Raw genomic sequence first — 24512 nt, forward strand, 5'->3', positions numbered from 1 at the left:
TTTAGCTCTGCCCCGTTTCCCAGCGGAACCCGACGACACGCGCGGGAATGCCGACGGCAATGGCCGCTTCGGGGATGTCGTCGACCACCACGGCATTCGCGCCGATGATCGCGTGATCGCCGATTGTCACCGGCCCCAGAACCTTGGCGCCGGCGCCGATCTCGACCCCTCCGCCGACGACCGGCGTTCCCGACCCGGCCCCGGACGTGCCCAGCGTCACCTGCTGGAAGATGACGCAGTTTGGCCCGGTCCTGGCGCGCGAATGGATCACGATGCCGTTCGGGTGCGGCAGCTTCAGCCCGCCGCCCAGATCGCAGGTCAGCGGGATATCGGCCTGCGTGACGACCGACCAGAACCGATGCTGAAGGGTGTGGAATTTGCGGGCAAGCGTGGCAACCGGCCCCGTTTCGCGTTTCGCCGCCTGATACCTGCGCAGGCTGCGCAACAGCCGGCGCGACGGATCCCAAAGCCGGCGAGGGCGTTCGCGTTCCCAATCCGGCGTGTCCCCTGAGACTGCGGGGGTATCTGGTGTTTCGCTAGTCATCCGGGGCCTGTTTCTGACAGCTTTTGCGCATCGCTGGCCATATTACGGCTAATCGGGACATGTGCTAGTGCGTTTTCCCCGGGCTTGGAGTAAAGCGAAGGCAAGCAGACACGTTGCACGAGCAAGGCACCAAACATGTTTGGCACGGGGGAGGCCGCTTTCAGGCCGGATCGACACGAACCTGTCACAGGCTTGCCCTTCACATGCCATGTGGGATGGCTATCGCTGCCTCAAACCGATGAGAGCATGATATGATCGACGTCTTCACAAAGGTAATGGCCCTTTTCAGCGCGCGTGAGCGGCGCAATTTCTTCGTGCTCATGGTGTTGATGGTGTTCGTCGCCTTTGCCGAGGTTTTCGGCATCTCGACGCTGCTTGTCCTTCTGCGGGTGCTGTCGGAACCACAGCTTATCTCGGAAAACACCTATTTGGCGTGGGCCTATGAGACCTTCGGGTTTTCCGGTGTGTTCCCATTCCAGATCGCGCTTTCGCTTGCGGTTCTGACTGTTCTGGTGCTGAGCCTTGTCGTCAAGGCGGGGGGCACATATGCCATCATCCGCTTTGCCGCCATGCGCGGCTACACGATTTCCAGCCGGCTTCTCGAGGCCTATCTTCACCAGCCCTATACCTGGTTTCTGGAACGCAACAGTGCCGAGGTTGCACGCAGCGTTCTGGGCGAGGTCCAGAATGTCGTCAACAAGATCGTCGAACCGGGGGGGCGCCTTCTGGCCAACCTTCTGCTGGCCCTGTCGATCATCGGTTTCCTGATTGCCATAGACCCTGTCGTCGCGGTCTTTGCCGCCGTGCTGCTGGGCGGCAGCTATGCCGGTATCTACGCATGGCTGCGGGGGCGCTTGCTGGCGATCGGCGAGCGCCTGCTGGAGGCCAACCGCTCGCGGTACCGGCTGACGCAGGAGGCCGCTGGCGGCTTCAAGGAAATCAAGCTGATGGCCCTTGAAGACAGCTATGTCACGCGGTTCCGTAAACCCGCACGCGCGCTGGCCCGCAATGCCGCGCTGTCGCAGGTGATGAACCAGACACCCCGCTTCGCGCTGGAAGGGCTGACATATGCGGTTCTGCTTGGGGTCATCCTTATCCTGCTGGTGCGCAACGACGGCAACCTCGTGGCCGCGATCCCGACATTGGGCGTCTTCGGTATCTCGGCGCTGCGCCTGTTGCCGGCCATGCAGCAGATCTACCTCGCCCTGGCGTCGATCCGGTCGGCCAAGCCGGTTCTGGATCACATCCATCGTGATTACATGGACGCGGTCCGCCATGTCGTCGAGGCAAAGGCGAAAGATACGGAGGCCGACGATATCCGCCTTGAGCGTGAGCTTGTCCTCAAGGATATCGCGTTTCGATACGCCGGGGGCGACAGGCCGGCGATTCACGACCTGAACCTGACCATTCCGGCCCTCAGCACGGTGGGGTTCGTCGGGGGCACCGGGGCGGGGAAAACCACCGTCGTCGATGTGATCCTTGGGCTTTTGACCCCGGACGAGGGCGAAATCGTGGTGGATGGCACGCCGCTCACCCCCGGGAACCTGCACCTGTGGCGCCGTTCGATCGGCTATGTGCCCCAGTCGATCTACCTGACCGATGCCTCGATCGCGCAGAATATCGCCTTCGGCGTTCCGCCCGGCGCGATCGACATGAAGGCGGTCGAACGCGCGGCCCGAACCGCGGCGTTGCATGATTTCGTGGTGAACGACCTGCCCGCGAAATACGATACCATCGTGGGTGAGCGCGGCGTGCGCCTGTCGGGCGGGCAGCGGCAGCGCATCGGCATCGCACGGGCGCTGTACCATGATCCTTCGCTGCTGATCCTGGACGAGGCGACCTCAGCGCTCGACAATCTGACCGAGCGGGCGGTGATGGATGCCGTGCGGCGCGTGAAGGACAAGAAATCCGTCATCATGATCGCGCACCGGCTGAGCACGATCCGCGATTGCGACCGGATATTCCTGTTGGAGCGCGGCCAGATCCGGGCCTCGGGGACATATGACGAATTGCTGAACGACAGCGCGACATTCCGTAAGATGGCGGTGAATGAATAAGGTCCCCGACCCTTGGCATTGGAATGCGCGTATTTTGCATGGTTTCGGCCGTATTTTGGTCGACCTGAATGTTTAACTTGGGTTCGGTCACGATTGGGACGGAACGATATTGAAAAAGGAGCGTCACGCGAATGAGTGACCGGTATTATGGCAATGTGCGCCGTGAGGTTTTCCCGCTGCTTCCAGAAAAATGCGGGCGCGTTCTGGACCTGGGTGGCGGATTTGGTGCGACATCCTCGCATCTGAAGCGCGAGGGGCGCGCCGGGTATGTCGTTCTGGCCGATCTGGTGGCCGAGTCCCACGATCCCGACATCGACAGGGCCTTTGCCGGCAATCTGGAGGACGCGGCCTTTCTGGAGCGTATCATCGAAGAGGCCGGCCCCTTCGATACCGTGTTGTGCCTCGACGTTCTCGAACATCTGCGTGAGCCGTGGGATGTTATCGCCACCCTGCACAAGGGACTTGCGAAGGATGGCGTGATCGTTGCCAGCATTCCCAACATGCGCCACGTCAACCTGACCGTCCCCCTGGTTCTGAAGGGAGAGTTCGAGCTGGGCGACAGCCATTTGCGCGACAGGACCCATATGCGCTGGTTCACGCGAAAAAGCATGATCGAACTGATGACAGGCAGCGGTCTGAAGCTTGAAGAGATCGTGCCGCGAAAGTCCATGAAGCGCTGGCACAAATGGACCGATCTGGCGACGTTCGGCCTGTTGGCCGATTTCTTCACGATCCAGTACCTTATCCGGGTGCGCAATCGCTGACCGGGATCGCCCGGCAAAAGGGGCCGTCATGACAATCGGCAAGAAACTCCGAAAAAGCGTGCGTAGCGCCCGGTGGCGGGCGATGGGCGCTATCGGTCAGGCCCGAAAGGGCCGGTTCCTCGGCGATGCCTACGCGTTCAGCCTGCCGGTGGCGCATAGCCACTCCGCCCTGTCAGAGCTTGCGGCGCACGCCATGACTGCCCTTGCGCCCGGGCATGTTTTCATCCGTGGCTCCAGTCGGAACACGCATCTGCCGGAAGGGGCCGAACCGGCCGATCCGACCAGGCTTGCGGCCTCTGGCCGTTTCGCGCTGTGGTCGGATGCCCCGGAAGCAGCGGGATGGGTTGCCGGTGTCCGGCAGGATCTGGCGCGATGCGCTGTCCTGCTTCTTTCGGTCTCGCGGCGCGAAATCGTCGAGGTGACGGATCTTGCGCTTGCGCAGGGGTTGGAGCCCGTTCTGCGCGATGAAGGTACCGGCGGGCGGTTTTCCCTGCTTTTCGTCAGCAAAACCGGTCTGGCCGATGCGCGCCTGTCCGATCTGCCCGCCCGGGTCGCATCCGCGGTCGAGGGAAAGGGCGATCGCCCGCAAGATGCCCCCGACATTCCGGTGCTGGTGCCCTGTTTCAACAACCAGACCTATTGCCGGACGATGATCGCGCAATTGCGCTGCCACGGGCTGACGGACATCACGCTGCTTGACAACGCCTCGACCAGCTCCGAGATGCACGGGTTCCTGGACGAGGCCGGGGACCTTGTCACCGTGCGGCGACTGGGCGAAAACCTTGGCCCCAAGAAATGCCTTTTCGCGCCGGGGGTTTACGAAAACCTGCCCCGGTATTTTTGCGTCACCGACCCCGATATCGTGTTCAACCCGTATCTGCCGTCCGATTTCATCGCCCGGATGATCGCGCTGACCGCCGAGTATCGCGTGGGGAAAGTAGGGTTCGCGCTGGATATCTCGCACCGGCAGTTCTTTCGTGAGATCACGGTCAATCTTTTGTACCGGGAATGGAATACCGCCGAATGGGAAGAACGGTTCTGGGCCAGGCCGATCGGCCAGACCCGCACACGCGACCGCATATTCGATGCGCCCGTCGACACGACCTTCGCGGTTTATGACAAGGAGGTCTGGTCGCCGTCCGATTTCACCGCCGGGATACGTGTCGGCGGACGGTTCACCGCGACCCATGCCCCCTGGTACGACGACACCTCGGTTCCCACGTCGGAGCGCGAACGCTATGCCCGCGAAAGTACGGCGTCTTTTTACAGGATGTAGGGCGGTAGCTGAAATGGCTCAATCAGACATGGATGTTTTTCAGGGCTTGCTATAGTCTTCCGAGGCTTGTGACAGGATTTCCTGCAACTTTCTCTTTTTTGACATAAGTACAGTGTCATCGCTCAACTGCGGTTTTCGTTTTGCGGCCGAAGCAATAGCCTTGGGTAGAAAAGTTTGCTCCAGGCGGTGTCGCGCTTGTCGCACGATCCGTGGTGACTCTTGCAAAGTCCTCGATGGGTATTTTAGCTTTCGGAGTGTTGGTAAGAGATCGGTTATCTCTGGTTGTAATTCAAGGCTTTCGGCCCAGTCCATCCATTTATCCCGAAGAAACAGGTCGGATATTTTGACGCCTACCCATGGAACGCGGAACGCATCGGCAATTATTGCCGCATGCATGGATTCTGCGATTACAAGTTTCGCAGATGCAATTTCTGAAATGACATGTTTCGCATCCTGACTGGGCAGAACAATCTTGATGTCGGATTTACCCTGAATCACATTCCAGTCGAATCTGCTGTCTGATGAGGCGTGTGGAACGAAAACTGTTTCTTGCGATTTTGGAAGCGATTGAAACATTCCGATCTCGGAAAGAAGAACGGCAGGATCGACAGCCGCTTTGCTGCTCTCCAGATTCATAAGGCGTGCGCTGCGCGGGCCGCGCACGGCACGGATGTCCCATGCTTTGGGGAAGGGATGCTTCGGAATCTCACCATAGCCGACTCCACTTCCCAAAACGAGGATGCGTTTTTCTCTGAACTGGGACAATCTTTCTTCGTTGAGAAGGGTGCCCACACCAATAAGAGTTACGTCGGCGGCCCAGTCGCGCCATCCGGGAATTATGCTGTCCCAAATCCACGCATTCAGGTCGTCACCGAAATTGCCGCCTTTGGCTTCATAAAAGTGAAGGTCCATTATGATTTGTCTGCCTCGGGTTGGGAATGGAAATTCAGCAAGAAAAATTCGACCTGCCTTTCGGCAGGTACCGTTTGGAAATGTCCGTTGATAGCGTCATCTTGTCAAGGGATGCTCGTGGCGTGTGCGGATGCAACCGCATGGTGCGGGAGAACACTCTGCAAGCGTTTATCTTGTTGAACTAGCATTATATTTTTAACGCAGGAGGCAATTATTGCCGGGCGTTGTCGAGAGCGCGTGTCTGCCGGAATTTTCTTGTTTGTCGTTGTGGAAATGTGCAGGATGCGGCAAAGAACTTTGGAAAGTTTGTGTCTCTTCGATAAATTTCCTTGAACGCACAATTGAAAATAATCGTAAAGCTCTTTTAATCAAATGAGGTGATCCATGTCTTTGGGTGTCGGAGTGGTCATTCCCGCGCGAAACGCAGAGAAGACGCTGGCTGGAACAATCGAAAGCATCCTGGCATGTCGCGGTGTCGAGCAGATCGTTATCGTTGACGACAAGTCCACCGATGGAACCCGTGAAATCGCCCTGAGTTTTCCAGACGACCGGATCGAGGTCGTTTCCGGCCCGGGCAATGGCATCTCCGCCGCATTGAATGCGGGGTTCGATCGTTTGCGCACCCCCTATGCGATGCGCTGCGACGCCGACGACACGGTTCCGGCGGATCGCCTGGAATGGCAGGTGCCGCTGCTGGAAGAGAACAGTGACCTGATCGCCGTATCGGCCGGTTTCGAAACGATGCTGGATGGCGGGATCATGTGCGGTACGCTTGCATGCAAGGGCAAGACGAGGGATGTAACGGATATATTGAGAGGGGGGGAGCCGGTCACGTCCTTCTGCACATGGCTCACGAGGACCGATGCAATTCGTAAGGTCGGCGGGGCACGCAGCTGGTTTCGTACCGCCGAAGACGTCGATCTCATGTTCCGCCTGGCTGTCGAGGGGCGGGTGCTTCATGTGCCGAGAGTCGCGTATCACTACCTGATGCATGACGCGTCCATCGTCCATTCCACGTCCAATTCGACGCGCTTCTTTTTCGACGAACACGCAACGAAATTCGTGCGCGACCGCTGCCTGACCGGATCGGATGCCCTTGAGCGGGGCGAGGATCTGCCGGACTGGCCCCCGGTGGTGCATGGTGAGATGAGACCGGCCTTGCAACAAGGTATCAGCCACGCGGTAGCAACTGCCTGGGCCGAAGCGGACCGTGGCGATTACGCGTCTGCCCTCAGGCGTATTTCCCGCGTGTGGCGAAAGGCTCCTTTCGAGAAAAAGCTGCTGACCGCCTATTTCAAGATCCTCGGGAAGCGGTACTTGCGGTAGCCTTGACCGCGATCCGCCGTGATACCCTGCAACCCGAAGGCAGGTGCGTCCGGCGTGAGTGTCGAAAGAGGGGGCTTTCGAATATCTGCAGCCGGAGGGTCCGCGCACACCTACGCGAACGGATCCCGATACCATCCCAGCTTCTGCTTCAGCGCCAGCCACAGGAACGGTGTCTGGTGGATGAAATAGCGTTTCCAGCGCAACCGGGGTTCCTTCAGCACGCGATAGAACCATTCGAACCCGGCATTCGTCACCCAGGCCGGGGGCCTTTTCAACGTGCGGGCCTCGTAGTCGACCGTGCCGCCAAGCGGCAGGACAAGGCGCAGGCCGGGCATCCGGTCGCAGGTGTCCATGATGAATTTTTCCTGCGTGCCGCCGCTCATCGCCACGAACAGGACCGTGGCGCCGGACGCGTTCACGCGATCGACCACGCGGGCAACCTCGTCAGCGTCCTTTTCGAAGCCGAAGGGCGGGGCGTAGGTGTCGATCACGATGTCGCGCCCGGCCTTTTCGTTGATGTTGCGCGCCGCGATCTCGGCAATGCCGGGCTTGCCACCGAGTATGAACACGGTCACATCCGGGTCGTCCTTGTGGCGCATGTAGAATTTCGGAAAGAAATCCGAGCCAGACACCCGCTCTCTCACCGGGGTGCCCAAGAGCTTGAGCGCGAAATACATGATCTGGCTGTCGCAGGTCACCACGTCGAACCTGTCGAGGATGTCATAGAACGCCCGGTCCTTTTGCAGCTTGATCAGCATATCGACATGAAGCGTCAAAAGGCGGCCGCGATCGAAGTTTTCCAGCAGCTCGTCCATCGTGACGTCATGCACGAAGGCGTTAAGAATGGGCACCTTGCGCAACGGGCGCATCACCGGTGCGGCGCCGGGAACCTTGACGGTGCTGCCCTCGTGACGCTTGGAGATCAAGCCATCCTCCATAAGCCGGTCCTTCCCTGAATAGTTATCGAAACCGGAGCAAGACATTGCCGCGGCCGGTCTGGCAAAAGCGGCATCGTGGGCACCGGCCGAGTTTATTGAAAATTCTACCGTTTGAAACGCTTACCTGTTACCGCACCCTTCTATCGGCGAAATTTATGTCTGCAATTTGACGTCACTGGACCGGTTCGATGGCCTTGCCCCCGCCTTCCGGCGCAAAACCGCCGGCGCGGCTGCAAAAATACCCAGAAAAAAGGGTACATAACGGTCCTGCAGGCGGAAAGTGGGAAAAACCTGACCTTCTTCCCGCGGCTCACCCGGTTTCCAGGGCAAGCGTCAGCGACCTGGGATCGACCGCAAAGGATTGCAGCGAGTATTTCACGAAGGGCTTTTCCAGATCGTAGGCCCCGGCCACATGTTCGGGCTTGATCCGTCCGCGCACGCCCAGCCAGCGGCAGCCGACCTGGTGGGACATGACGCGGTAGACATCGGTCATGTGGCCGCAAGGGAAAAGCTCGATCAGCCGTTCGAGGCGGGATTGCCCGGAACGATAGAGCAGTGGGGCAAGCGCCGCGCCGTGAATGGCGACAATCTCTTCGGTCTCTTCGAACAGGCGGAACTGGTCCGCGACGGACAGGTCCTCGGGGTAGAGCCTGGTGAAACCGCGTTCCGCCAACAGGCTTTCGATCTCGGGCTCATTCTCCAGCACGCGGGTTTTCCGGCGGGACAGGAATGCCCGCGCAGGAAGGACGGTACCCTGGCTGTCCGCTTCCCTGCATTGCGACAGCACCTGTTGCGGATAAGGCAGATGCGCCCAATCCGCCCGGGCGGGCCGGATTCCGGTCCAGGGGTCTGCGGTGAAATTCAGGGCGCGTCCCTCCACGGGGGCATCGGTGCACAGGGTTTCAAGCCCGAAGAACTGTGCGGCCTGGATGATATACCGCGGCGTGTCGCCGGGCAGGACAAGCAGCATGCCCTCCGGCGGGCATCCGGCGTCCTCGGCCAGCGCGAACAGGATGGGCAGGTGGTTGTTCAGGAAATGCGCCCAGTTCTGCGGAAACCGCAGGCGAAAATCCACGAAAACCCGGCCTTCGACACGCTGAGGGGCGGGCCGGCGCAACAGGGACAAGCTGCGCCGGGGCGGTTCCGGCGGGTGAGCCACGGTATCGGTCAGATCGAATGAAAGCGTGCCGCCCACCACTGTCTTGACTGGCAGGTGCACGATCTCGCAATCGGCGACGAAGCGGTCGACCAGGTGCGACTGCGCCGTGACCAATGTATCGGCCGGACAGTGACAAGGCGCGATCGTCAGCTTGCCGGTGTTGCGCATCAAATCGACATCATCCTTCTCTCGGCTTGCGGATGTGGAGAGGCGGCCGTGTGTAGGCGGGTTTTTCTTCGGCCGCGGCCGATGGCGGCCGTAATTGTTCCTCATGCCTGCCCGAGGCCGTCACACGCGCCGCGCGAATATCCCTTGTCTTCTCTATCGCGCGTGCGGTCTGATACCTGCCCATCAGCGCCCCCGCCACGAGCCAGACCACGGGCGAAATCGTCGCGTTCGGAAGAAGGTCGATCAGCGACCCCGCCAGCACCAGGGTCAGGCCCGCTGTCGCCGGCGACAGGTTGAACCGCCTTCGGTTGAATGCCAACAACACGGTGGAAAGCCCCAGCAGGCCGAACTGGGCGATATAGCCCATCCAGCCGTAGACCCCGGTGACAATGATCCAGTAACCGTCCGTTGCGATCGTGCGGTCGTTTTCCGTCTGAACCCGATTGCGCCCGCCGCTGCCCCAGCCCGCAAGGGGCTTGCGGTTGGCGTGCAGCAGCATCGCGTCCTCGGCGTCGAACCGGTACTGGAGCGAATCCGCACGTTCCCTGCTTATGCCCGCCACCAGCGAATAGATCTGCTGCGTCGGGATCAGGTCGGCACCGCGCAGGCTGGGGTAGAGCATGACAACCGACGCAATCGCCGCCGCGGCAAGCAGTTGAAGCTGCAGCGCAGTGAACAGCACCAGCGGCAGAAGCAGCAAGGCGATGACAAGCGCCGTCATGGATTTACACAGCACCAGCGTCATCAGCAGCCAGAAACAAGCAAGAAGCCAGCGCCTGGCGCTTTCCGTACCCTTGAATTCGCGCCAGAGCGCCCCGGCAGCGATCACCGCGATACTGAACAGGATCGCAACCCAGATTCCATGATAGAGAAACAGCACCGGCCGGAAGCCGCCATAACGCACATTCTGCAGGAAACGGTGTGGAGAAAAGCCGTAGAAGATGCGGTTGAGCTGCGGGCTCATCCGTACCTCGTAAAGGGCAAGCAAGGAATAGCCGAGCGCGGCGATTACCAGCACCTTCAGCAACACCACATGGCTTTCGGGGCTGTTGAGATAGCGCCGCGCCAGGAAGAACGGCGCCAGCCCCACCAGCAGGTTCAGGTTCACCGACAGCCCGTCATAGAGTTCCAGCCCGGCCAGAAACCGATCGCCCTCAACAAGCGGCTCCATGTTGTTCATCACCGTGATAAGCGGCGATCCGAACAGCAACACGATAAGCCCCCAGAACAGAACCTTGCCGCGCCTTATGGTGAAGCCATCGGCGATCGGTCCCCCGGCATCCACCCGCTGTGTCGCGCGACCCTGCCGGCTTGTCTTGTCGGAGGCAACCAGGGCGAAACACATGATCGCCGCGAACAGGCTGGGCACAAGCTCCTTATCCCAGGCCGGCAATAGTGGCAGGTCGAACGCTGTGATTCGCGGCAGCAGCATATAGCCGGCGATGATCGTCCAGGCCAGCGCCTCGTTCAGCGGGCGCAGGCGGAACAGGACGATGGTGACCACCGGCCATATGAACAACATGGCATATGCGAAAGTGGATGGCATGAAAAGCGTCTGCGGTTTCCGTAATGCGCCTCAAGTTCGGCGGTGGTTGGCAATCATCTGCCAACATACATACGAGGTTTGGCGCTTTTGAAAAACCTTGGTTTTCTTGCTCAACCAATTGTTTCTGCCGGGGTCTGCGTCAAGCGTGCCGAATGATAAGGGATCACCGATTCGTACGGATGGATTTCAAGGATCATATGCGCAAGCACTACCTTGGCGATTGTTTTGAGAGTCTGTTGGCGAGAGGTGCAATCATAGGGTGAATTTCATTGCTCACATTCTGATTTTTCTATGAAATGAGGCGGGAATGTGGCACACTTTAACAGAATGTTAGGTGTGATTTGAGCCTGTTTGACGCTCCAAATTATTAGGGCTGGAAAATGAAAACTTTGAAAAACAAACTCCTTGCGGGTGCAGCTTCTACTGCCGTGCTGTTCTTTGTTAGCGTGGCGGGAGCTTCGGCAGCCACATTATCCACCGAGATTACGTTTGAAGATGGCGTTGTCAGCCCGAACGCAAATGGGTCGGTGGTTTGGGATGGCTACCTCGTAGAGCCCACGAATATCACGAGTGGCCAGTGCGAATCCGGCGACTGCACATTGGAATCCGGCAATGGCCCGCTTCCTGTGATCACAAGGCAGAGCGATAGCGTGCTGTTCGATTTCAAGAGCTTCTGGTTTTCGATGCAGGGCAAAGGCGGCACGACAGACGCACAGAACAGTTTCTACGTCGAAGGCTTCGATGAGAACAATATTTCGGTAAAGAAGATTACGTTCACACTTAGCGACGCAATTGGTGTCTTCACCGATTACACGATCGTCCAGAAGACAGGCGAGGGTGGTACCGGGACCGGCGACTCCGCTTGTGAGAACGACAAGATTTGCAAATCGGTCGGATATGCCGTGACCCTTGGAAGTGCGTTTGAAAACCTCAGCCGTGTGGAGTTTCTAGCCACGGAAACAGCGAATACGCGGTTGGATTCTATGTTATTCGAGCGCGAGGGTGATCCCGGCGGCGGCGTCATCCCCCTTCCCGCCGGCCTGCCCCTTCTGCTGACGGCCGTGGGTATCGGCGGGCTGATCGGCCGGCGCAAGCGCAAGTCTGCCTGAACGCTGAAAAGACTACTATATCTTGGGGTAGGGTGCCTTGATGGGCGCCCTACTTTCGTCATAGTGTCTGCTTAAAAAAACATGCCCGGACGGGGCTGAATTCGAGCGAGAGCGGACATGAAAAAGCAATACCAGAACGGCCTGCGGGGGCCGCTTGCGGATATCCTGCCCCCGGTCTTCGATACGGAAGCGGTGGCCGGGTTCTTTTCCGGCGGACATCGCGGCAAGGCGTTTGAAGGGGCGGACATGTCTTTCGGGCCGGGGTCTGCCGATACAGGTGCGCCCGGTGAAGCCGCGCCAGGGACAGATCCGGTCCTGCCCGACGCCGCGCAGAACGCGCAGGACGGTCTGAACCCCGCGCAGGAACGCGCCGCGACCGAGCTGCCGGAGCGTGCCAAGCCCTTTGCCACATATGAACAGCCCGAGGAGCCGGATACGCCGTTTCAGGACGCCGCGGCCAAGCCCAGCTGGGCCGGCGGCGGTGACAAGACCTCGGACGGCGGCGGCGGCGGGGGCAAGGGAAAGGGCAAGAACAAGCCCGTGGACAATGGGGACGGGTCGACGGATACCAGCGACAGCGGGACCGATACCGGCATGGATACCGGCGGCGACACCGGCACGGATACGGGGACCGGTACCGCGACGGAAACCAACCCCGGCAGCAACGATCCGAACACTTATATCAGCGGCATGGACACGCCGGACGGCTATAACATCGCCCTGGTTTTTCAGGGCGACTGGCTGCAATCGCAGCGGGATGCCCTGGCGCGTGCGGCCGAGGCGATCAGCGATTTCATTACCGGGGATGTCGCAAGCCATAATGGCATCGACGATATCGAACTGACCCTTGTGCAGGCCAGCATTGACGGCGGCGGCGGCGCATGGGCAACCGGCGGGCCGCGCTCGGTGCGTTCTGACAGCCTGCTGCCCAGCACCGGCGTTCTGACCTTCGATACCGCCGATATCGACAGCCTCGATTCCAGCGGGTTGTGGGAAGACCTGGGTATGCATGAAATGCTGCACGCGATGGGGTTCGGCACACTGTTCTCGGCTCTGGGCCTTATCGAAACGGTCGATGGGCAAAAACGGTTCACCGGCGCGAATGCGGTCGAGGCCTATCATACCGAATTCGCCGGGATTGCCGGTAGCGATCTACTTTCGGATATCGGCATCGCGCTCGATGCGTCCGGTGCGCATTGGGATGACGGCGGTTTCACCAAGGAACTGATGACGCCCTATCTGCGTTACTCGGGCAATTACCTGTCGGATATGAGCATCGCGGCGATGGAAGACATCGGTTACGAAACCATCTACGAGTCCGTTACCGTCGCCTGACAGTCTGGCGGCCAGCCAAAAGGAAAGGCCGGCGCCACGAAAGCGGCACCGGCCTGGTGTAATGTCAGATCGCGTAATTCCCTCTGCGATCCCCGTCATAAAACCTTCTGCGGCCTGTGGCCGTTGAAAAGGGCTTTCTACGCGAACCGGGCACTCGTTACGGAAAATGCGATTGAACTCAGTGTTCGGCCAACCTGCGCCTGCGTCTTCCTGTTGTCAGCGGCCGACGAAAAATCGCCATGTTGCAGCCATAATCTACCAATTGCGCCATATACCGCATAGCGGAGATTGGGGAATGCTACCTATAGGCGTGTTTTGCGCGTTTCCGTAACGCATTATCCCGTCAGGGTGGAGTCTCGCAAAAACAATTCCGCGGCGAATTTCAGACTGGTGATCGGTCGGAAACGAGCTGCCTTCGCATGATGCCGGAAAATTGCCCGATTTGTACGATTTGTCTTGGGGGCGATTCTTGGCTCCGCGGGCCTCTGGCCTTGTGGCAGGGGCATGCATCAATCAGTTTCGGTATTTCGAACAGTGGTGACCGAACCATGCTCTGACCGTGTGGCAGGTGTGCAGGATTTCGTATAACCTATTGACTTTAAACTAATAAATAGTTCATGTCCTGATTTCTCCGGCGAAAACGCACCGTCGCATCATACCCGTTTTCGATCCACCCGGCGCGATCACGCCTGCGTCAGGCGGCAGGATTGAATTGGTTTTCCGGGCCGTCTCGGGTAGAACCTTGTGTGTTCAAAGAATTTCTTGCCCAACGGGCTATTCAATTTTCGACAGGGTCTGGCATCGGTCATGACGGATATAACAAGGTCGCATTCTCCCATCGTTTCCGGGTTTTTCCACTGGGGCACGTTCTGGCTGCTGCTGGCGACGATTGCCGCCGGCATGTTCTATTGGAACGGTATCTCCGAACTGCTCGAAGCGTGGCAATTGCCGGAATACAGCCACGGCCCGCTGATCCCGGTTCTGTCCGCGCTGCTGTTCCTGCGGCAGCTGAAAACCGTGCCGGTCAATCACGGGCCGGTGCATGATCGCTGGCCGGGCATCGTGCTGCTGGTCATCGCCGTTGCGCTGGGCGCGGCGGGGCGGCTGCTCGAAATCCACGATATCGTGGCCTATGGGCTGATCCTCTGGGTCGGGGCCATCCTGCTGATCAGTTTCGGCTGGGACACGGGCAAGCATTTCTGGCCGCCGGTGGTGCATCTGGTCTACATGCTGCCGCTGCCCGGTGCGCTTTACTATGGCCTGTCCACCTATCTGCAGGGCGTGTCGTCCGAGCTTGGGGTGTTTTTCCTGCAACTGATCCACGTCCCGGTCTTCCTCGAGGGGAACATCATCGACCTTGGTGTCTACAAGCTGCAGGTCGCCGAGGCCTGTTCGGGGCTGCGTTACCTGTTCCCGATCCTCAGCTTCTCCTACATCTTTGCGGTGCTTTATCAGGGGCCGATGTGGCACAAGGCACTGCTGCTGGTGTCCGCCGCGCCGATCACCGTTTTCATGAACTCGGTGCGTATCGCGATCGCAGGCTACATCGTGAACCACTACGGGCTCGACTGGGTCGAGGGGTTCACCCATTTCTTCGAAGGCTGGGTCATCTTCATTGCCTGCGTGCTGATCCTGTTCGCCCTGGCCTGGGTGCTGGTGCTGCTCAGGCGCGACAAGGTGGGCCTGATCGAGGCGCTTGATCTTGAGACCGAGGGCCTTGGCACACAGGCCAGGCGTATCGGGCTGGTGCAGCCCAGCAAGGCGATGCTGACCGCTGCCCTGCTGGTCGGCTGCCTGGCGATGGCCTGGAAGGCCGTGCCCGAACGCGAGGCGATCGTGGTCGAGCGCGAACCCTTCACGCTGTTCCCGTCGAGCGTGGGCGACTGGCGGGCATTGCGCCACGGCTCGTTCGACCCCGAGATCGAGCGCGCGCTGGCGGCCAACGACTATCTTCTGGCCAACCTCAGCCAGCCGGGGGTGGACGAACCCGTCGAGCTGTTCATCGCCTGGTACAAGGATCAAAGCCGCGGCGGCGTGCACTCGCCCGAGGTCTGCCTGCCCGGCGCCGGCTGGGAGATCGCGGCGCTCGATCCCATCGAGGCGGTGGATGAAACGACCGGCCAGTCCTTTACCCTGAACCGCGCGATCATCCAGAAGGGCGTGAACCGGCAGCTTGTCTATTACTGGTACGAACAACAGGGCAAGCGCACGTCGTCGATGTTCGGCGCCAAGCTGCACCTGTTGCTGGGCAAGCTGGCGAACGGGCGCAACGACAGCGCGATCGTCCGGCTGACCACGCGGATGGGCGCGGGCGAGCCGGTCGCGGCGGCCGAGGCGCGGCTGCAGGACAGTATGCAGGACGTTCTGGTCAAGCTGCCGCGCTTTGTTCCCGGGATCTGACCAGGGGGCCGGGGCAGGGCGATGAAGGATACGCAAACGACGGCCCCGGTATTCGTCTTCGGCGCGCTGCGATCCGGGACGACAGTGTTCCGGCTGATGCTGGACGCGCATCCGCACCTCAACAACCCGGGCGAGGTGGATTACCTGTTCGACACGCTGCACCGCGATCCCGGGGCGCCGGGGGGCTGGCGGTATGATCTGGACGCTCTGCGCGAAAGGCGTGGCTTCCTCTCCTCGGGGTTGCACCTGCCCGAGGGGAAGGACGGCCTTGATCTGCTGGCCGATTTCCTGGGCCAGTTCCGGGCGCGCAAGCCGGGGTTGCTGACGCTGAACATCCACCGCAACCTTGGCAGGGCGCTGGCGGCCGTGCCCGGCGCGCGCGTCATCCACATGCTGCGCGATCCCCGCGATGTGGCGCGGTCCTGCATCGGAATGGGATGGGCCGGTACGCTTTACCACGGTATAACGCCCTGGATCGAGACCGAGACCGACTGGGATCGGGCGGCGCCCGCGATCCCGGCGCCGGCCAGGGCCGAACTGACCTACGAGGCCCTGATCCGCGATACCGGGGCCGAGTTGCACCGGATTTGCGATTTCCTTGCCGTGCCTTTCGAGCCGGATATGCTGCGTTACCACGAGGATACAACCTATGCCGCGCCGGACCTGTCGCTGATCGAGCAATGGCGCAGGAAATCGACCGCCAAAGAGATTTCCCAGGTCGAGGCCCGGGTGGGCGGGATGATGACGGCGCGCGGCTATGCCATGGCCGGCCCCGCCATGCCGCCCGGCCGGTGGGAGCTTTTGCGCCTGTCGGCGGTGAACCGTTTTCGAAGGTGGAAAATGGCGGTTGGGCGCTATGGGCTCGGCCTGTTCCTGAAAGAGACGCTGACACGACGTCTGGGCTTGCGGTCGCTGCACAGGCGTTTTGCGGCGCAGAAACGGGCCCTCGATACTGAATACCTGAAATAGAAGCAGCCCGCAGGGCGATCCTGCGGGCTGCTTTGGGTTCCCCGAAGACGATGCCTGTCAGGCGTCGAATATGTCGATGAACACGGTGCCCTTGGACAGAACGCCATCCCCGTCCGACACCCAGTAGTCAAAGCTTTCGACCCCCACCTTGTTCTCGTGCGGCGAGAACAGCAGCGTGCCGTCGTCCTGCAGGCTCAGATCGCCGTGGAACGGGTTCGTGAAACCATCGATCTGCAACATGCCCCCCTCGGGGTCCATATCGTTGGCCAGCACGTCGATCACGATCGGTGCCTCCATCGGGGTGCTGACGAAGTCGTCCTGCGTCACTGGTGCAAGGCTGTCGAGATTGATCAGGCCGTTGTTGACGATGCCGCGTTTGGTCAGTTCCGACTCGGGAAAATCGAGCGTGACCACATGCACCATCTTCAGCAACTCACCCGTTGCGCGATCGGCGATGAAGTCATTGACAAGCATGACCCTCTCGCCATCCCCGGTTTCGAAATAACCATCCCGTTCAAGCATCGGAAGGATGTTCTTCCTGAAGTCCAGAACGTGGGTGTCGTCGGCGAATTGACGGTCATGTTCGCCGATCGAGTCGATCTTGATGCCATTGAGATACAGGTTTTCCCACATGCCGATCGTGGTGTCGCTGTCGATCACGAACTCAAGGCGGCCCTCAACGAGGTCTTCCGAGGTCATGATCATGTGTTTCTCCGGGTCGAACCCTTCGAAATCGGTCTCGTTGCCGATCAGTTCGGCGTCGATCACCACATGGCTGACATCGTCCGTGTCCCAGTGGGAACGCTCGCGCTGATCAAAGTCGATGGCCGTGTCGAAACCTTCGATCCTTATTCCGTTCACGACGAGATCGAAACTCATCTGGCTGAAGTCGAAGCCGATCTTGGCATTCGCAATCGTGTCCGTGTTCGTCGTGCCCAAAAGGTCGAAATCCTTGAAGGTGTAATGACCGGTATAGGTCATCTCGACACCGTTCGAGGTTTCCCAGTTGGTGAACCCGTCCATCACCGTGCGAACATCATGACCTTGCCACCCCGTCGCCTTGACCACGATCAGGCCAACCTGCGTGCCAAAGGCCTCGTTGTCGTGGAAGCCCTGGATCGGTGTCTGGGACGTGCCGCGTGCCGTGTCGCGGCCGTAATAGGCATCCGGGTGGTCGAGCTGATCGGTTTCCGGCACCAAATCGGCGGCACGCGTCATCCAGACATAGCCATGCGTCGTGTTCGCCGCGACGTTGTGGCCGCTCTCAACCGCACGCCCGGCAAAGAAGAACCCGTCGCCCGTGCGGCCGACATCGTCCCGCTCGACGCCATCGCTTGCCTTGGTCTTGGCATGGCCATACCCGATCCCCTCGGATTTGATCGCCATGTTCTCCCACCAGAGGCCGGTTTCGTTGCCGGATTCGGCCACGAATGCCGCACCGAACACGTCAAAGGCGATGTTCTGCACGAACTCGGCGTGGCTGTCGTGGTGCACATATCCCCAGCCGGGCGATCCGCTGACCGTGTTCCCGAAGGAAATCGCGGGATTGTCCTGGTCCTCGGTGCCCGTTTTGTGCAGGTGGAAGGAATAGCGGCCCTGGATATTGGTGTCGGCCTCGATGGTCGACAGGTCCAGCGTTTCGACAAGGAAGGCAGGTTCGGACTTGTCGGTGCGGCCCAGATCGTCGAAGGCGGCATAGCGCACGTCGACATTGTCGCTGTGCATGAACATCACGTGACCGCGGTGGTGGATTTCGGTCGCATCGCCATCCTCGCTCGAGAAGGTGATGTTGCGCGTCATGTTTGCCACATAGCCCGACAGATCCTCGCGCGGGGCGTCGTGGTCGTATTGCAGCGGGCGGTCGACGGTGATCGTGTCGCCGTCGATACTCACGATCACCAGTTCCTCGTCCTGGCTTTCGATATGTTCCTTCGCGCGCTCTTCGCTGTTCCAGGTCCAGCCGGTCTTGTGCGTGCCGGTCACCACGATGGTGTCGCCGACCGACCAGTTGTCCGGGATCTCGGCCAGCCGGATCTCGGTATCGCCGGCCATCGGGGCGTCTGCGAACTTGGTATAGGCGGTCTTTTCCGCGCCGTGGATTTCTGCCTCGCCGTGGGAAATCACGCCGCGTGACAGCAGGGTCGGGTCCCAGTCGACGTCGATATCCCCGTTATTGGCGATCACGATCTCGACATTCACGTGGTCCTGGACGGGGTTGTCTTCGGTCCCGATTTCCAGCCGCCCCGAGGTCGAGATGACCATCGTGTCCACAAGCAGCTTGCTGTCGGTATCGGTGGCAAAGGACAGCTCTCCGTCCACGCGGACGGTGAACAGGGATTCGTCGCTTTCGCCGGCATAATTGACCGAAACGCCCTTGGGGATCAGAACCTTTGCGCCCTCGTCGGGGATGCGGCCCTGATACCATGTGTCCGGGTCGAACCAGTCGCCGTCGCGCACCGCGACATGGGTCGCCTCCGAGCGCGGCACCAGGTCGAGAAGCTGGCCATGCTCGGTCGCCTTGGTCGGGTTGTCCATGTGGGCCATGTGGCCACCGGTGTCGGGTTCGGCCATCACGGCCGCGACAAAGGCGTCCTCTTCATCGGGCGTCGTGGGCTGTGCAGGACCCGCGTCATCGTGATCGCCATGGTCCATGTCGCCGTGATCGCCGCCCATGTCCGTGTCGTCGTGATCGCCGTGATCCATATCACCGCCATCGCCCATGTCGGTGTCGCCATGGTCCATATCGCCCTGACCATCGCCCATGTCGGTATCGCCGTGGTCGCCATGGTCATCGCCCATGTCCATGCCGCCGTCATCGCCACCCATGTCCATGCCGCTGTCGACCGTGTCGTCCCCTTCCGAGCCGACCATCGAATCCTCGCCGGCGGGCGCTTCGTGGGCAAAGCTGTCGCCGCCGATGACCTGACGCTCACCGCCGGAATCCGGGCCGTCCCATTCCAGCGTCAGAACCTGCTCGCGGAGATTGTCGAAATAGCGGATTTCGATCTCATGCGCGCCGGACTCCAGATCCAGCGTGATCGTCTGCAGCGTCGCGCTATGCGCGCCGTCATTGTCGATAACGAGTTGACCGTCGAGATACAGCGCCGAGCCATCGTCCGATGTCAGGTAGAAGGTGTAGCTGCCCGCGTTCGAGACATTCAGGAAACCCTGGTATTGCGCGGCGAACTTGTCGATCGCGCCGTCCTCCCAGAACGGATCCTGCGACTTGCCGTAATCCAGCGCGCCCACCACCGAGGTAGCGTCGGGCGTGGCGTCGAAATCGATATCGGCCAGCGACCGCGTGCGCGCGTCCAGCGCGAAAAAGGTGGCGCGCAGGCCGCTTTCGAAATCGCCGTCCATGTCGCCATGATCGCTGTGGTCGTCGCCCGTGTCCGTGCCGTCATCGCTGCCCATGTCGCCATGGTCGCCATGCTCGTCGCCCATATCCATGCCGCCGTCGATCGTGTCGTCCCCTTCCGAGCCGACCAGCGTATCGTCGCCGGCGGGCGCATCGAGGGTAAAGCTGTCGCCGCCGATGACCTGACGCTCACCGCCGGAATCAGGGCCTTCCCATTCCAGCGTCAGAACCTGCTCGCGGAAATTGTCGAAATAGCGGATTTCGATCTCATGCGCACCCGCGTCCAGGTTGAGCGTGACGGTTTGCAGCGTCGCGCTATGCGCGCCGTCATTGTCGATGATCATCTCGCCATCGAGATACAGCGCCGAGCCATCGTCCGATGTCAGGTAGAAGGTGTAGGAACCCGCCGTTTCGACATTCAGGAAGCCCTGGTACTGTGCCGCGAACTTGTTGATGGCACCCTTTTCCCAGAACGCCTCGTTCGTCATGCCGTAATCCAGCGCACCCACCACCATCGTGGCATCGGGCGTCGCGTCGAAATCGATATCGGCCAGCGACCGCGTGCGCGACTCCAGCGCGAAAAAGCTGGCGCGCAGGCCGTTGTCATCGCCGGAGGCGACGATATGGTCACCGCTGCCGTCGTCCATGGGGTCCGTTTGGTCCGTGCCTGTGCCCTGGTCCTCGGCCTCGTCTTCCGGGGCCACCATCGCAGGCTCGTCGCTGTTCGTGTCGTCGGGCAGGACCAGGTCGTCCCGCAAGGCTTGCAGATAGGCGTTGAACCTGTCGCCAAATGTATGGCCGTGGCTCTCGCGTTCGTCATCCTGGAACAGGTCGTCCAGGGTGAACATCTGCATCAGCTTCTTGCCTGCCAAGCTTTTCATTCCTTCTGCTCCTCGAAACCGGGTCGCGTCATTTCGTGCCATGGGTGACTGAGCTTTTGGGCCAATTTGCGGCGGCAATTGGCCAATTACAGGGGTGTCCCCAAAACCACGCGACGTCTTATCCGGTCGGATTCATTGCCTTTTTTCATTCCCAGCCCGATACGCGACAGACCCTCCTCCCGGATATCGGTATGCGACACGGCAATCGGGCACGCCAAAGCGCGCGCACCCGAAATACATGCACAACCAAGAAATTGAGCGGAAACCCGTCGAAACACACTGCCATCAACGCCACGGCTTAATTGCCGCGATCTTCTGTGATTCCGGGGTAGCCAAACCAGCGGTGGTCGGCAATCGCCTCATCGGAAATCCCGTGAAACAAGCACGATTTCGCCCATGACGCAGGGGCAAAGACCGAACCACGCGCCCGGCGATGAAGACCGGAGACCGGTCAGGCGCGGGTCACAGGTTGAAATGGAAATCGTCCATATCCAGAAATTCCGACAGCGGTGCCGCCGGCGCTTTGGGGGGCTCGGGCGCGCGGTAGGTGCGCGGCGCGGTCCGGCGCGGTGCAGCGGCGGGCTGCGTCAGGCGCAGGGGGGCAGGGGCCTCGTCCGCGCGCGCGGCAAAGGCCGGTACGTCCGCGGGGTCGTGCCCGGCGGGCTCGGCGCCCGATTGCAGCAGGTAGAATATGCCCTGGCGCGTGCCGACCAGATCCTCGGGGATCGGCGCGTCCGAAACGGTCTCTGTCATATGCAACTCTCCGCGGCGGTTTCCACGAGGCGCAGGGCCTGACGTCAGAATCCAGACAAACTTGTCGAAATAACGGCAGGGCGCCGATAAACCGGCAAACGGTCCAAGCATAAGAGTCGGGTCATGTGACTGCTCCCTCGATACCGGCCATGGCCGGGTTTGCCTGTTTGCGGCGCGCGTCGGCGGTTGCTCCACCCGTTGCTGCGGCGCTCTGACGTTTCGTCATTATCTGCCTCACTGCCATTGTGCCCGTTTCGCGCCGCTTCGCAAAGCCCTAAATCGGCCGGTCCGGCGGGCAAAAGCCTTGATTACCGGAAACAAAACCTGCCACTCTCTGCGGGCATTACGGATGACTGGAAAAGGCGATTGCCGATCATGTATTTCAAAGGCTGTGGTGATCCCGCGGGTTCGGGATGGTGGCACAGGATATGACAAAGGCACTTTCGGCCGTCGCAATCGGGGCCGCGAACTCGCTCGATTTTCTTGAAAAGGCATTCCGGCTCTATGACGCGGGCACCGTGTTCACGGTGCAGCGCGCCGGGCTCGACCTGTCGCGCTATCCGGGGCTCGATATCACCGACCGTCAGCAGGCCGACCCCGGCGGCGGGTGGGGGCGGCTGAACTTCACGCCCGACAGCAGCGACCGGCCGGCGCAGATCCTGTTCTCGTCGGGCACCGAAGGGCTGCCCAAGGCCATCGTTCTGTCCCCGCGCAACATCTCGGATGTCGTGCGCAGGCTCAACGCCGCGATGGCGGTGGACGACACGATCCGCGAGTATATCGGCGTGCCCGTCACCTATTCCTTCGGGCTGGGGCGGGTGCGCGCCGTATCGGCTGCCGGCGGACGTTTCTTCCTGCCCGAACGGTTTGACCCGGCCGAGATTCGCCGGATGCTGGACGCCGATCAGATCAACGCGGTTTCGGCGGTGCCGACCCTGTGGCGCATCGTGCTGAACAATCCCGCGGCGATCGGTGACGCGGGCGCGCGCCTCCGCTGGATCGAGATCGGCAGCCAGTATATGTCGGGCGAGGAAAAGGCCGCGCTTGCCGCGCTGTTCCCGAATGCCCGGATCGTGCAGCATTACGGCCTGACCGAGGCGTCGCGCACCACCTTCCTCGACGTGTCGCGCACGCCTGCCGACGGCCTGGAAAGCGTGGGCAGCGTAGCACCGCCGGCCGAGATCCGCATCGGGGACGAGGGCGAGATCTGCATTCGTGGCGATCACGTCGCGCTGGGCCAGCTCGCCCCGGACGGCCAAATCGCGCCGGTGACGGAGGCCGACGGCTGGCTGCATACGAAGGATCGCGGAGACATTCGTGACGGCATGTTGTATTATCTGGGGCGGCTCGACGATCAGATGAACATCGCGGGCGTCAACGTGAACGCCGAGAACCTCGAACGCGAGATCGTCGAACTTTGCGGCTGCGCGGGCCATATCGCCGTGACCAGCGCCCCGGACCCGCTGCGCGGCGACGCGGCGGTTGTCGCCGTCGAATCCGCGCTGGCCGAGCGTGTGCCGCTGATCGCGAAGGCGGCCGAGATCGCCCTGCGCCGGATGGGCGTCGACCAGAGCGGCGGCATTCACCTGTTCGAGGTCGATGAGATCCCCGTCACCGGCAGCGGAAAGATCCAGCGCAAGGCGCTGCGCGCGCTTTTCGAAGCCCGCGAAACCCACCCCGCCCCCGCGCCGGACAGCGCGGCCGCCGCCGACCTGACCGGGGCCGAGGATACCATCGCGCGCGCCTGGCAAAAGGTCGTGGGGCAGGTGGCCATCGGGCCGGGCGACACGTTCTACGATATCGGTGGCGACTCGCTCAGCGCGGTGCAGATCGGGCTGGTGATGGAGGGCAGCTTCGATCAGGCGACGGTGCGGGCCACGCTGGAGGGGCGCAGCCTGCGCGAGGTCGCGGCCACCCTGGACGCGCCGGCGGATGCCGCCGCGCCGCGCAAATCCCTGCCGGACCGCACCACCGCGACATGGGCCATCAACATCACCCGCGCGCTGATGGTTTTCGCGGTGCTGACATCGCATTGGGGGCCGGGATTCTTCCAGCGCCTCGGCATCGGTTCCGAGGCCGATTTCTATCTCGGCGGTATCTACCGCATGGGAACCGAGGGCTTCGCCACCATTTTCGGCATCGGGCTGGGGTTCTTCTTCCTGCCCCGCTATGTCACTGACCGGCCGGCGGTGCACAAGCGCCTGCGCCTGTCGCTGACCCTTGTCGCGTCGGGCCTGACGCTGATGGCCCTTGTGCGGCTGTTGCTTCTGTATCTCCAGGGGCAACCGATCGGCGGGCTGCAACTGGGGCACGCCTTCTATAACATCCTGGCGTTTTACGTGCTGGCCTTCGCCACGGCGCCGCTGTGGCTGTGGTATCTCAGCCGTGGCAACGTCACCGTCCGCGCGCTGATCGTGGCGGTGCTGGGGCCGGTGCTCATGTGGGGCTTGCAGGCGCTCTTTCCCGATCAGATCGACGGGGTGGCCGAGTGGCTGCGGCTGCTGGCCGTTGCGAATTACAGCTATTTCCAGTTGCTTGCGCTGGTCTTTCCGGCCATCGCGCTGGGGTACTGGTATTCCGCGCAGAAGGACACGGCACGCGCCGGCAAGGCGATGGTGACCGGCGGCGCCATGGGCGTGGCGGTGGCGGTGCTGATCGGCCTGGACGTGCTGCCGCCCAACGCCTTTGCCACCAGCGGCTCACCGTTCTTCACCAGCCTGCTGGGATACCTTTTCTATTTCTCGACCGTCGTGACCCTCGTGGGGCTTTTCGCGCTGCTGCTGAAATCCTGGCACCGGTTCGGGGCGCTGTGCCGGGGCGTGCTTCAGATCCTGATTGTCGTCGGCGGGCTTGCCCTGCCGGTCTATGCCTTCCACGGCATCGTCATCCCGATAAAGGACATCCTTGTCGTGCTGGGGCTGCCCGGTGCCGTCGCGCTGATCGTGCCGATGGGCGCGTTCCTTGCGGTGATGGTCTATCTCGGCTGGCGTCTGCGGCGGATGTATTTCGGCTGAGGA

General features: G+C 61.2%; 16 protein-coding genes. 9 read left to right on the forward strand and 7 right to left on the reverse strand.

What is annotated here, in order from left to right; translation table 11 throughout:
* Position 1 precedes the first annotated feature (1 nt).
* Complete coding sequence (locus tag F3H87_RS01095; RefSeq protein ID WP_149786867.1) at positions 2-544, reverse strand: serine O-acetyltransferase; 543 nt, start codon at positions 542-544, stop codon at positions 2-4.
* Positions 545-795: 251 nt separating this feature from the next.
* Here F3H87_RS01095 and F3H87_RS01100 point away from each other — a divergent pair, with 251 nt between their 5' ends.
* The 3 genes from F3H87_RS01100 (at position 796) to F3H87_RS01110 (ending at position 4641) form a co-directional block, all read left to right on the forward strand.
* On the forward strand, positions 796-2601 hold the full coding sequence (locus F3H87_RS01100) for an ABC transporter ATP-binding protein (RefSeq protein ID WP_149786866.1): 1806 nt from the start codon (positions 796-798) through the stop codon (positions 2599-2601).
* Between the two features lie 131 nt (positions 2602-2732).
* Entirely contained in the window at positions 2733-3365 is a 633-nt protein-coding gene (locus F3H87_RS01105; protein ID WP_149786865.1) for a class I SAM-dependent methyltransferase, read from the forward strand.
* A 28-nt stretch (positions 3366-3393) separates the two neighbouring features.
* Positions 3394-4641 (forward strand): glycosyltransferase family A protein, encoded by a 1248-nt coding sequence (locus tag F3H87_RS01110; RefSeq protein WP_149786864.1) that lies wholly within the window; start codon positions 3394-3396, stop codon positions 4639-4641.
* Positions 4642-4680: 39 nt separating this feature from the next.
* On the opposite strand, the gene F3H87_RS01115 is transcribed toward F3H87_RS01110, so the two are convergent.
* On the reverse strand, positions 4681-5553 hold the full coding sequence (locus tag F3H87_RS01115; protein ID WP_149786863.1) for a polysaccharide pyruvyl transferase family protein: 873 nt from the start codon (positions 5551-5553) through the stop codon (positions 4681-4683).
* A 384-nt stretch (positions 5554-5937) separates the two neighbouring features.
* On the opposite strand from F3H87_RS01115, the gene F3H87_RS01120 reads away from it, so the two are divergent.
* Positions 5938-6879 (forward strand): glycosyltransferase family 2 protein, encoded by a 942-nt coding sequence (locus F3H87_RS01120; protein WP_149786862.1) that lies wholly within the window; start codon positions 5938-5940, stop codon positions 6877-6879.
* 110 nt (positions 6880-6989) lie between these two features.
* On the opposite strand, the gene F3H87_RS01125 is transcribed toward F3H87_RS01120, so the two are convergent.
* From F3H87_RS01125 to F3H87_RS01135, 3 genes are all read right to left on the reverse strand, one after another.
* A complete protein-coding gene (locus F3H87_RS01125; RefSeq protein WP_188129144.1) occupies positions 6990-7817 on the reverse strand; it encodes a WecB/TagA/CpsF family glycosyltransferase in 828 nt (275 codons plus the stop codon).
* 310 nt (positions 7818-8127) lie between these two features.
* On the reverse strand, positions 8128-9144 hold the full coding sequence (locus F3H87_RS01130) for a glycosyltransferase family 61 protein (protein WP_223227977.1): 1017 nt from the start codon (positions 9142-9144) through the stop codon (positions 8128-8130).
* A 10-nt stretch (positions 9145-9154) separates the two neighbouring features.
* Entirely contained in the window at positions 9155-10648 is a 1494-nt protein-coding gene (locus F3H87_RS01135; protein WP_149786859.1) for a hypothetical protein, read from the reverse strand.
* A 422-nt stretch (positions 10649-11070) separates the two neighbouring features.
* Between F3H87_RS01135 and F3H87_RS01140 the strand changes: the two genes are divergently transcribed.
* From F3H87_RS01140 to F3H87_RS01155, 4 genes are all read left to right on the forward strand, one after another.
* Positions 11071-11799: a hypothetical protein gene (locus tag F3H87_RS01140; RefSeq protein WP_149786858.1), complete on the forward strand. Its 729-nt coding sequence runs from the start codon at positions 11071-11073 to the stop codon at positions 11797-11799.
* A 117-nt stretch (positions 11800-11916) separates the two neighbouring features.
* A complete protein-coding gene (locus F3H87_RS01145) occupies positions 11917-13134 on the forward strand; it encodes a leishmanolysin-related zinc metalloendopeptidase (RefSeq protein ID WP_149786857.1) in 1218 nt (405 codons plus the stop codon).
* An 807-nt stretch (positions 13135-13941) separates the two neighbouring features.
* Entirely contained in the window at positions 13942-15534 is a 1593-nt protein-coding gene (gene xrtD / locus F3H87_RS01150) for a VPLPA-CTERM-specific exosortase XrtD (RefSeq protein WP_149786856.1), read from the forward strand.
* A gap of 21 nt (positions 15535-15555) precedes the next feature.
* Positions 15556-16503, forward strand: a complete 948-nt coding sequence (locus tag F3H87_RS01155) for a sulfotransferase family protein (RefSeq protein WP_149786855.1) — start codon at positions 15556-15558, stop codon at positions 16501-16503.
* Between the two features lie 57 nt (positions 16504-16560).
* On the opposite strand, the gene F3H87_RS01160 is transcribed toward F3H87_RS01155, so the two are convergent.
* A complete protein-coding gene (locus F3H87_RS01160) occupies positions 16561-20742 on the reverse strand; it encodes a PA14 domain-containing protein (protein WP_188129142.1) in 4182 nt (1393 codons plus the stop codon).
* Between the two features lie 462 nt (positions 20743-21204).
* Positions 21205-21495, reverse strand: a complete 291-nt coding sequence (locus F3H87_RS01165; RefSeq protein WP_149786853.1) for a hypothetical protein — start codon at positions 21493-21495, stop codon at positions 21205-21207.
* 428 nt (positions 21496-21923) lie between these two features.
* Here F3H87_RS01165 and F3H87_RS01170 point away from each other — a divergent pair, with 428 nt between their 5' ends.
* Entirely contained in the window at positions 21924-24509 is a 2586-nt protein-coding gene (locus F3H87_RS01170; RefSeq protein ID WP_188129141.1) for an AMP-binding protein, read from the forward strand.
* The last annotated feature ends 3 nt before the right edge of the window (positions 24510-24512 follow it).

This window comes from Lutimaribacter pacificus, from assembly GCF_900142185.1.
Classification (GTDB): domain Bacteria; phylum Pseudomonadota; class Alphaproteobacteria; order Rhodobacterales; family Rhodobacteraceae; genus Lutimaribacter; species Lutimaribacter pacificus.

What these genes read in the sequence shown, in the direction of transcription:
- F3H87_RS01095 (WP_149786867.1), bottom strand. Translation starts at nt 544, where the DNA reads ATGACTAGCGAAACACCAGATACCCCCGCAGTCTCAGGGGACACGCCG.
- F3H87_RS01100 (WP_149786866.1), top strand. Translation starts at nt 796, where the DNA reads ATGATCGACGTCTTCACAAAGGTAATGGCCCTTTTCAGCGCGCGTGAG.
- F3H87_RS01105 (WP_149786865.1), top strand. Translation starts at nt 2,733, where the DNA reads ATGAGTGACCGGTATTATGGCAATGTGCGCCGTGAGGTTTTCCCGCTG.
- F3H87_RS01110 (WP_149786864.1), top strand. Translation starts at nt 3,394, where the DNA reads ATGACAATCGGCAAGAAACTCCGAAAAAGCGTGCGTAGCGCCCGGTGG.
- F3H87_RS01115 (WP_149786863.1), bottom strand. Translation starts at nt 5,553, where the DNA reads ATGGACCTTCACTTTTATGAAGCCAAAGGCGGCAATTTCGGTGACGAC.
- F3H87_RS01120 (WP_149786862.1), top strand. Translation starts at nt 5,938, where the DNA reads ATGTCTTTGGGTGTCGGAGTGGTCATTCCCGCGCGAAACGCAGAGAAG.
- F3H87_RS01125 (WP_188129144.1), bottom strand. Translation starts at nt 7,817, where the DNA reads ATGGAGGATGGCTTGATCTCCAAGCGTCACGAGGGCAGCACCGTCAAG.
- F3H87_RS01130 (WP_223227977.1), bottom strand. Translation starts at nt 9,144, where the DNA reads ATGCGCAACACCGGCAAGCTGACGATCGCGCCTTGTCACTGTCCGGCC.
- F3H87_RS01140 (WP_149786858.1), top strand. Translation starts at nt 11,071, where the DNA reads ATGAAAACTTTGAAAAACAAACTCCTTGCGGGTGCAGCTTCTACTGCC.
- F3H87_RS01145 (WP_149786857.1), top strand. Translation starts at nt 11,917, where the DNA reads ATGAAAAAGCAATACCAGAACGGCCTGCGGGGGCCGCTTGCGGATATC.
- xrtD (WP_149786856.1), top strand. Translation starts at nt 13,942, where the DNA reads ATGACGGATATAACAAGGTCGCATTCTCCCATCGTTTCCGGGTTTTTC.
- F3H87_RS01155 (WP_149786855.1), top strand. Translation starts at nt 15,556, where the DNA reads ATGAAGGATACGCAAACGACGGCCCCGGTATTCGTCTTCGGCGCGCTG.
- F3H87_RS01160 (WP_188129142.1), bottom strand. Translation starts at nt 20,742, where the DNA reads ATGAAAAGCTTGGCAGGCAAGAAGCTGATGCAGATGTTCACCCTGGAC.
- F3H87_RS01165 (WP_149786853.1), bottom strand. Translation starts at nt 21,495, where the DNA reads ATGACAGAGACCGTTTCGGACGCGCCGATCCCCGAGGATCTGGTCGGC.
- F3H87_RS01170 (WP_188129141.1), top strand. Translation starts at nt 21,924, where the DNA reads ATGACAAAGGCACTTTCGGCCGTCGCAATCGGGGCCGCGAACTCGCTC.